We start from the raw sequence: 7,545 nt of genomic DNA, 5'->3' as shown, positions 1-7,545 counted from the left end.
GGGGGGGGGCGGGCGGGGGGTGGGTCGGCGGGCGCGGGGCGGGCGAGGCGCGGGGCGGAGCCGCCTGCACGGTTGCCGCGCCGCCGTCCGCCGTAGACGTCGCGCAGGGTGCGGGCCATGTTGTCGCGGCGGATCGCGAGGCCGGACCGGACGAAGGGGTCGCGCGCGTCGGCGGGGAGGCGGAAGGCTCGCGCCTGAGCCTCCCAGTACCAGCGCCGGTCCCACACCCTGAGCTGCGCGCGCCCGACGGCGCCGGCGAGCCCCGGCACGCCGTCGACCGCCGCGCCGGACGCGAGGACGGAGCGCACGAGCCCGGGGTGCCGTGCCGCGACCCGGAGGGCGACGATCCCGCCGTACGACAGCCCGACGAGGTGCACGGCCCGGCCCGCCGGCAGAGCCGCGACGAGGGCGGCCACGTCGTCGGCGGTGGCGTCGAGCGACACGACGTCCTCGGCCGCGCGGGACCCGAAGCCGGGCAGGTCGGGCGTCCGGACGTCGAGGTCGGCGAGGTGCTCGACCTGCGGCTCCCACATCCACGACGCGACGTTGCCGCCGTGCAGGAGGACGACGGTGGCGGCGCCCGGCCCCGTCCCGTCGGGCGGCGTCGCAGGGTGGCGCCCGACGGCGTCCGGCGTGGTCACGGGAGCACCTGCCGCTCGGTCTCGTCGAGCCACGCGAGCTCGGTCCGGGCGTGCGCGAGGCCGTGGCGGAGCGTCGCGAGGCGCAGGGCGAGCCCACGGGTGCCGCGGACGCGGTCGGCGTCGGGACCGCCGTCGGCGAGGACGGCGGCGACGCGCTCCTGCTCGGCGGTGAGCGCCGCGACCGCCTCCTCCGCCTGCGCGCGGCGGGACGCGAGGAGCTCCGCGACGCCCGCGTCGTCGAGCTGGTCGGCGAAGAACAGCCGCCCGAGGAAGGGCTCGCGCGCGTCCTCCGGCTCGAGCGGCGCGGCGAGCCAGTCGCGGAGCGCCGCGCGGCCCACGGCGGTGATCGTGTGGACCTTGCGGTCGGGGTAGCTCTCCTGCGGCACGACCTCCACCTCGGCGAGGCCCGCGTCGACCAGGGCCGCGAGCGTGCGGTAGAGCTGCGAGCGGTCCGCGGCCCAGAAATGGTGCACGGAGGTGTCGAACGCGCGCTTGAGGTCGTAGCCGGTCATGGGCCGGACCGTGAGCAGCCCGAGGACGAGGTATCGAAGGACCATGCGACTAGTGGACCATGCACCTAGAAGCGGGTCAACGCTCCCGAGACGACGACGGCCCGCCGACGCGGAGCGTCGACGGGCCGGGTGCCGGTGGTGCGGTCAGTTCCAGAACACGGCGACGAGGATGTTGACGAGGGTCAGGCCGCCGATGGCGTGCTTGAGGCCCGGCGCCACGGCGCCGTCGGAGGACTTGGCCCCCTGGCGCTTGGCGACGAACGCGAGGACGGCGATGACGAGGGCGACGACCAGCTTGACGCCGATCTTGGCCATGTCCGGCCCGCCGTCGCCCCAGACCGACGCCTCGCCGATCCCGACCATGGCGATCCCCGCGACGAGCGCGGTGAGCGCCCCGTGGAACACGCCCTTGTACAGGCCCGGCGAGCGCAGGGACGCGAGGTAGCCACCGAGCACGATGGCCCACCCGATGAAGTGCAGCGCGACGAAGACGTTGTAGAGGAACTCCATGGCCCCATGGTATTTGCTGACGACCCTGTCGTGAAACTTTGCACAAGGTGAGATGCGCTCGGCGATCCGTGCCGCTCGACAAAGCAGACTGAATCGGTCTACTATTTTCGGTTTCCCACCATGCGGACCGGGGCTGTCCACGCGTCCGGACCGCGGCTACTGTTCTCGGCATGACCACGGCTGCCCGCACCCTCCTCGTGACCTCCGGTCACGGGACGCCGGCGTGCGCGCACACGTGTCTGAGCTGTTGTCGCTGAACCGCGCCCGACTCAGCGCGAGCCATCGCTCGCCTCTCTTCCCGAGAACCCCTGAGAACCGGCGCGCGCCGTCGGTCCTCAGCCACTCGCAGCATCCTCGCTGAGCGCTCGCCGTCGCGCGTCCCCGCCCCCACGAGGACACGAGGAAACCCCGATGACGCAGGCACCGACTGCGCCCGAGGCCACGGACGGCAGCACTCCTCCCGCCCGTCCGCCGCGGACCGCCGAGCGCCCCGCGCGCGCCGCACGACCGAACGGGCAGTGGAAGGTCGACGGCACCGAGCCGCTCAACGCGAACGAGAAGTGGAAGCAGGAGGACGGCGGCCTGTCCGTCCGCGAGCGCATCGAGACGATCTACGCGCGCGACGGCTTCGACTCCATCCCCGGCGACGACCTGCACGGACGCTTCCGCTGGTGGGGCCTGTACACGCAGCGCAAGCCCGGGATCGACGGCGGCCGGACCGCGACGCTCGAGCCGCACGAGCTCGAGGACCGGTACTTCATGCTCCGGGTCCGCATCGACGGCGGGGCGCTCACGACCGAGCAGCTCCGCGTCGTCGCGGGCATCTCGACGGAGTTCGCCCGCGACAGCGCGGACATCACCGACCGCCAGAACATCCAGCTCCACTGGGTCGAGGTCGAGGACGTCCCCGAGATCTGGCGCCGCCTGGAGTCCGTCGGGCTGCAGACGACCGAGGCGTGCGGCGACGTCCCGCGCGTCGTGCTCGGCAGCCCCGTCGCGGGCATCGCCGCCGACGAGCTCATCGACATCGGCCCGGCCGTCGCGGGGATCACCGAGAAGTACATCGGCGTCCCCGAGCTCGCGAACCTGCCCCGCAAGTTCAAGACCGCCATCTCGGGTCTGCAGGACGTCAGTCACGAGACCAACGACATCGCATTCATCGGTGTCGAGCATCCCGAGCACGGCCCCGGCCTCGACCTCTGGGTCGGCGGCGGACTGTCGACGAACCCGATGCTTGCCCAGCGCGTCGGCGCCTGGATTCCCCTCGACGAGGTCCCCGACGTCTGGGAAGGCGTCGTGTCGATCTTCCGCGACTACGGCTACCGCCGTCTGCGCGCCAAAGCCAGGCTGAAGTTCCTCATCAAGGACTGGGGTATCGAGAAGTTCCGCCAGGTGCTCGAGGACGAGTACCTGCACCGCAAGCTGATCGACGGCCCCGGCCCCACCCCGCTCACGCAGCCACGTGACCACGTCGGCGTGCAGAAGCTCAAGAACGGCCTCAACGCAGTCGGATTCGCCGCCATTGCCGGGCGCGTGACCGGCACCAAGCTCACCGCTGTCGCCGACGCCGCCGAGCGCGTCGGCTCCGACCGCATCCGGTTCACGCCGTACCAGAAGCTCGTCGTGCTCGACGTCGCCGACGACAAGGTCGAGGAACTCATCGCCGATCTGGCCAAGCTCGGACTCGTCGCCCGTGCGTCGAACTGGCGTCGAAATCTGATGGCCTGCAGCGGAATCGAGTTCTGCAAGCTCTCGTTCACCGAGACGCGCAAACGCTCGCAGGTCCTCGTTCCCGAGCTCGAAGAGCGCCTGGCCGACATCAACGCCGAGCTCGACGTCCCCATCACGGTGAACATCAACGGCTGCCCCAACTCGTGCGCGCGTTCCCAGATCGCCGACATCGGATTCAAGGGCCAGCTCGTCGAGGACGCCGACGGCGGACAGACCGAGGGCTTCCAGGTACACCTGGGCGGCAGCCTCGGCCAGGATGCGGGCTTCGGCCGAAAACTGCGCCAGCACAAGGTGACATCCACCGAGCTCGGCGACTACATCGAACGCGTGGTCCGCAACTTCGTCGACCAACGCGAAGAAGGCGAGCGGTTCGCACAGTGGGCAGTGCGTGCCGACGAGGAGGCATTGCGATGACGACGAGCACCCAGAGCAGAACCGGACGGCGGTTCAGCGAGGACGAGTTGCGTGAGATCGCTGCACGCGGCGCAGCGGAACTCGGCGACAGCGCAACTCCCGAGGAGTTGCTGCGCTGGACGGCGAAGACGTTCGGCGACAACTTCGTCGTCGCGTCGAACATGCAGGATGCCGCGCTCGTCGATCTCGCCGTCAAGCACGTCGACCGTGACCTGCTCGACGGCGACCCGGTGAAGGTGCTGTTCCTCGACACCGGCTACCACTTCGCGGAGACGATCGGCACCCGTGACGCCGTCGAGCAGGTGTACGGAGTCGACCTGATCAATCTCACTCCCGAGCACACCGTCGCCGAGCAGGACGAGCTGTTGGGTCGCAACCTGTTTGCCCGCAATCCCGGCGAGTGCTGCCGGCTGCGCAAGGTGGTCCCGCTGAAGGCAGGCCTGAGCAACTACGACGCGTGGGTCACGGGCATCCGACGCGTCGAGGCCCCGACACGCGCCAACGCTCCGCTCATCTCGTTCGACGAGGGATTCGGTCTCGTCAAGATCAACCCGATCGCCGCATGGTCGGACGAGCAGATGCAGGACTACATCGACGCCAACGGCGTCCTCGTCAATCCCCTTGTCGACGAAGGCTATCCGTCGATCGGCTGTGCACCGTGCACCGCAAAACCCGAACCCGGATCCGATCCGCGCAGTGGCCGCTGGGCCGGACGCGCCAAGACAGAATGTGGGCTCCACGCATGACCATCATCGACACCTCAGCCAGCACAGGACGTGACGTGACCGAACCCGATGACTTCACCACGCTCGACGCACTCGAGTCCGAAGCCATCCACATCTTCCGCGAGGTGGCGGGCGAGTTCGAACGACCGGTGATCCTCTTCTCCGGCGGCAAGGACTCGACGGTACTGCTGCACGTCGCGCTGAAGGCGTTCTGGCCTGCGCCACTTCCGTTTTCGCTGCTCCACGTCGACACCGGGCACAATCTGCCCGAGGTACTCGACTTCCGCGACCAGGTGGTCGAGCGGCACAACCTCCGCTTGCACGTGGCGAAGGTCGAGGACTACCTCGCCGACGGTCGGCTCACCGAGCGGCCCGACGGTGTGCGCAACCCGCTGCAGACCATCCCGCTTCTCGATGCGATCACCGAGAACCGCTTCGACGCGGTCTTCGGCGGTGGCCGCCGCGACGAGGAGCGTTCGCGCGCCAAGGAGCGGATCTTCTCGCTGCGCAACGCGTTTGGACAGTGGGATCCCAAGCGCCAACGTCCTGAGCTGTGGAACCTCTACAACGGTCGGCACGCTCCGGGCGAGCACGTCCGCGTGTTCCCGCTGTCGAACTGGACCGAGCTCGACGTCTGGCGTTACATCACACGCGAACAGGTGCTGCTCCCCCCGATCTACTACGCCCACGAGCGCGAGGTCTTCCAGCGCGACGGGATGTGGATGACGTCCGGTTCGTGGGGCGGTCCGCGCGAAGGCGAAGAGGTGCAACGACTCTCGGTGCGCTACCGCACCGTCGGCGACGGCTCGACGACCGGCGCGGTGCTCTCCGATGCCGCAACCAACGACGCGGTCCTCGCAGAGGTCGCCGCGTCCCGACTGACCGAGCGCGGCGCAACCCGTGGCGACGATCGCGTCTCCGAAGCCGCCATGGAAGACCGCAAGCGCGAAGGATATTTCTGATGGCATCGACCACCCAGCACGTCCCCGACCTGCTCCGCATCGCGACCGCGGGCAGCGTCGACGACGGCAAGTCCACCCTCGTGGGACGCCTGTTGTACGACACCAAATCGGTGCTGGCAGACCAGATCGACGCCGTGACCAAGGCATCGGTCGACCGCGGTCTCGAAGGACCCGACCTCTCGCTGCTCGTCGACGGACTGCGCGCCGAGCGCGAGCAGGGCATCACCATCGACGTCGCGTATCGCTACTTCGCCACCCCTGCACGGTCTTTCGTGTTGGCCGACACCCCCGGCCACGTCCAGTACACCCGCAACACGGTGTCCGGCGCGTCCACAGCACAGCTGGTGATGCTGCTCGTCGACGCCCGCAACGGCGTCGTCGCCCAGACGCGACGTCATGCCGCGGTCATGGCACTGCTCGGTGTGCCGCAACTCGTGCTGGCAGTCAACAAGATCGACCTCGTCGACGACGCCGCGTCGGTCTTCGCGGAGATCTCGGCCGATTTCGGCGAGCTGACCCGCACGCTCGGCTGGTCGCCCGAGCAGGTCACCGCGATCCCGGTATCGGCACTGCATGGCGACAACGTCGCCATCCGCTCCGAGAACACCCCGTTCTACGACGGTCCGACGCTCATCGAGCACCTCGAGACGGTCCCCAATGCAGTCGAGCGCCACGACGAGGACGGGCTGCGTTTCCCGGTGCAGTACGTCATCCGTCCCCGCACGCCGGAGTACCCCGACTACCGCGGCTACGCCGGGCAGATCGCTGCGGGCCGTGTCTCGGTGGGAGACGAGGTCGTCGTGCTGCCGTCAGGCGTCCGGACCACCGTGACCCAGATCGACACGGCCGACGGCCAGTTGGCGACGGCACACACCGGCCGCAGCGTCACGCTGCTGCTCGCCGACGACGTCGACATCTCGCGCGGCGATCTCATCGCCGCGGTTGCCGACGCGCCGGAGCCGATCGCTCAGTTCACCGCGACGGTGTGCTGGCTCGCCGAGAAGCCGCTGCGCCCAGGCGCGCGGCTGCTCCTCAAGCACGGTACCAAGACCACTCAGGCCATCGTCGGTGGACTCGACGCCCTGTTCGACGAGCAGAACCTGACACTCGTCGACGCCCCGGACACCGTGGAGCTCAACCAGATCGGCCGCATCACCGTGCAGACCGCGGAGCCGATCCCCGCGGACGACTACCAGGTGAGTCGCGAGTCGGGCAGCTTCCTGCTGATCGATCCGCAGGGCGGCAACACCCTCGCAGCAGGGCTGGTGGGCGACGCGCTGTCGACGCTGCACCTCAAAGAGTTGGTGTGACCCCGACGCTGTTACTCGTCGCGCACGGTAGCCGAGATCCGAGGTTCGGTGACACGGCGCGGCGCGTTCGGTCGGCGGTGGCGCGGCGACTGCCGGGTGTGTCGGTCGGTCTGAGTTTTCTGGACCTCGATACCCCCTCGGTGGCAGACGAACTCGCCGCCGTCGCGGGCGACTGCGTTGTGGTGCCGCTACTGCTGGCACCTGGGTATCACAGCGACGTGGACCTACCTGCAGTGGTCGATGAGCATCGTCGAGGAAGCGTCGTGATCACCCCCGTCGTCGGCTCGTATCGATTGACCGATGCCCTCGCCGATCGTCTCGACGAGGCAGGCACGCAACCTGGCGACGGCATCGTCGTCACGGCGGTCGGGTCGACCAATCCTGCTGCCGCACACGTGGTCCGACGCCGAGCCATCGAACTCTCGACACGTCTGCACCGCCCGGTCGAGGTGGTCTTCGCGACCAGGCTCGGTTCCGGCGACATCATGCTGCGCAACGCGATTCGACGACTCCGCACCGCGGGCGCGCGACGAATCGCGCTGAGTCCGTACTTCCTGTCCGCGGGCCTGCTGACGGAGCGGGTCGAAGCCGCCCTCGACCGCTTGGTGTCGGATGCCGTGGTTGCGGGACCGATCGGCACGCATCCCGCACTCGTCGATGCGGTCGCCGACTCCTATCGCAGCGCCGTCGTCCGGCCGCCGCTCGCGCCGGTCATCTCGCAGTTCTGACGGCCACGGACC

The 7,545-nt window shown here is 69.4% G+C and carries 8 protein-coding genes; 5 read left to right on the top strand and 3 right to left on the bottom strand.

The window, feature by feature from the left end; all coding sequences use genetic code 11:
* The 3 genes from B3T59_RS23765 to B3T59_RS23755 all read right to left on the bottom strand — a co-directional run.
* Nucleotides 1-641, bottom strand: a 641-nt coding sequence (locus tag B3T59_RS23765; protein WP_287005287.1) for an alpha/beta fold hydrolase, incomplete at its 3' end; no start/stop codon positions are given.
* Nucleotides 638-1,198: a PadR family transcriptional regulator gene (locus B3T59_RS23760; protein ID WP_287005286.1), complete on the bottom strand. Its 561-nt coding sequence runs from the start codon at nt 1,196-1,198 to the stop codon at nt 638-640. The genes B3T59_RS23765 and B3T59_RS23760, both read right to left, overlap by 4 nt.
* Before the next feature lie 99 nt (nt 1,199-1,297).
* A complete protein-coding gene (locus B3T59_RS23755) occupies nt 1,298-1,663 on the bottom strand; it encodes a hypothetical protein (protein ID WP_021482514.1) in 366 nt (121 codons plus the stop codon).
* 411 nt (nt 1,664-2,074) lie between these two features.
* On the opposite strand from B3T59_RS23755, the gene B3T59_RS23750 reads away from it, so the two are divergent.
* Genes B3T59_RS23750 through B3T59_RS23730 form a run of 5 tightly spaced genes read left to right on the top strand, consistent with a single transcriptional unit; the run spans nt 2,075 to nt 7,533 of the window.
* The gene (locus B3T59_RS23750) at nt 2,075-3,808 is read left to right on the top strand and encodes a nitrite/sulfite reductase (protein WP_287005285.1); all 1,734 of its coding nucleotides are present in this window, start codon (nt 2,075-2,077) and stop codon (nt 3,806-3,808) included.
* Nucleotides 3,805-4,554 (top strand): phosphoadenylyl-sulfate reductase, encoded by a 750-nt coding sequence (locus tag B3T59_RS23745; RefSeq protein ID WP_251723824.1) that lies wholly within the window; start codon nt 3,805-3,807, stop codon nt 4,552-4,554. The genes B3T59_RS23750 and B3T59_RS23745 overlap by 4 nt, the downstream gene beginning before the upstream one ends.
* A complete protein-coding gene (gene cysD, locus B3T59_RS23740) occupies nt 4,551-5,495 on the top strand; it encodes a sulfate adenylyltransferase subunit CysD (RefSeq protein WP_064863393.1) in 945 nt (314 codons plus the stop codon). Before B3T59_RS23745 ends, cysD begins: the two co-directional genes overlap by 4 nt.
* Nucleotides 5,495-6,805: a sulfate adenylyltransferase subunit 1 gene (locus B3T59_RS23735; protein WP_287005284.1), complete on the top strand. Its 1,311-nt coding sequence runs from the start codon at nt 5,495-5,497 to the stop codon at nt 6,803-6,805. The genes cysD and B3T59_RS23735 overlap by 1 nt, the downstream gene beginning before the upstream one ends.
* Nucleotides 6,802-7,533, top strand: coding sequence for a sirohydrochlorin chelatase (locus tag B3T59_RS23730; protein WP_064863391.1), 732 nt, complete (start codon nt 6,802-6,804; stop codon nt 7,531-7,533). The genes B3T59_RS23735 and B3T59_RS23730 overlap by 4 nt, the downstream gene beginning before the upstream one ends.
* Nucleotides 7,534-7,545: the final 12 nt, after the last annotated feature.

Source organism: Gordonia sp. UBA7860, assembly GCF_002500165.1.
Lineage (GTDB): Bacteria > Actinomycetota > Actinomycetes > Mycobacteriales > Mycobacteriaceae > Gordonia > Gordonia sputi.
Note: the sequence above shows the minus strand (reverse complement) of the source record. Positions and strands in the feature narration are given on the sequence as shown.

Excerpts from the sequence above, each read along its gene's own strand:
- B3T59_RS23760 (WP_287005286.1), bottom strand. The coding sequence starts at position 1,198 with ATGGTCCTTCGATACCTCGTCCTCGGGCTGCTCACGGTCCGGCCCATG.
- B3T59_RS23755 (WP_021482514.1), bottom strand. The coding sequence starts at position 1,663 with ATGGAGTTCCTCTACAACGTCTTCGTCGCGCTGCACTTCATCGGGTGG.
- B3T59_RS23750 (WP_287005285.1), top strand. The coding sequence starts at position 2,075 with ATGACGCAGGCACCGACTGCGCCCGAGGCCACGGACGGCAGCACTCCT.
- B3T59_RS23745 (WP_251723824.1), top strand. The coding sequence starts at position 3,805 with ATGACGACGAGCACCCAGAGCAGAACCGGACGGCGGTTCAGCGAGGAC.
- cysD (WP_064863393.1), top strand. The coding sequence starts at position 4,551 with ATGACCATCATCGACACCTCAGCCAGCACAGGACGTGACGTGACCGAA.
- B3T59_RS23735 (WP_287005284.1), top strand. The coding sequence starts at position 5,495 with ATGGCATCGACCACCCAGCACGTCCCCGACCTGCTCCGCATCGCGACC.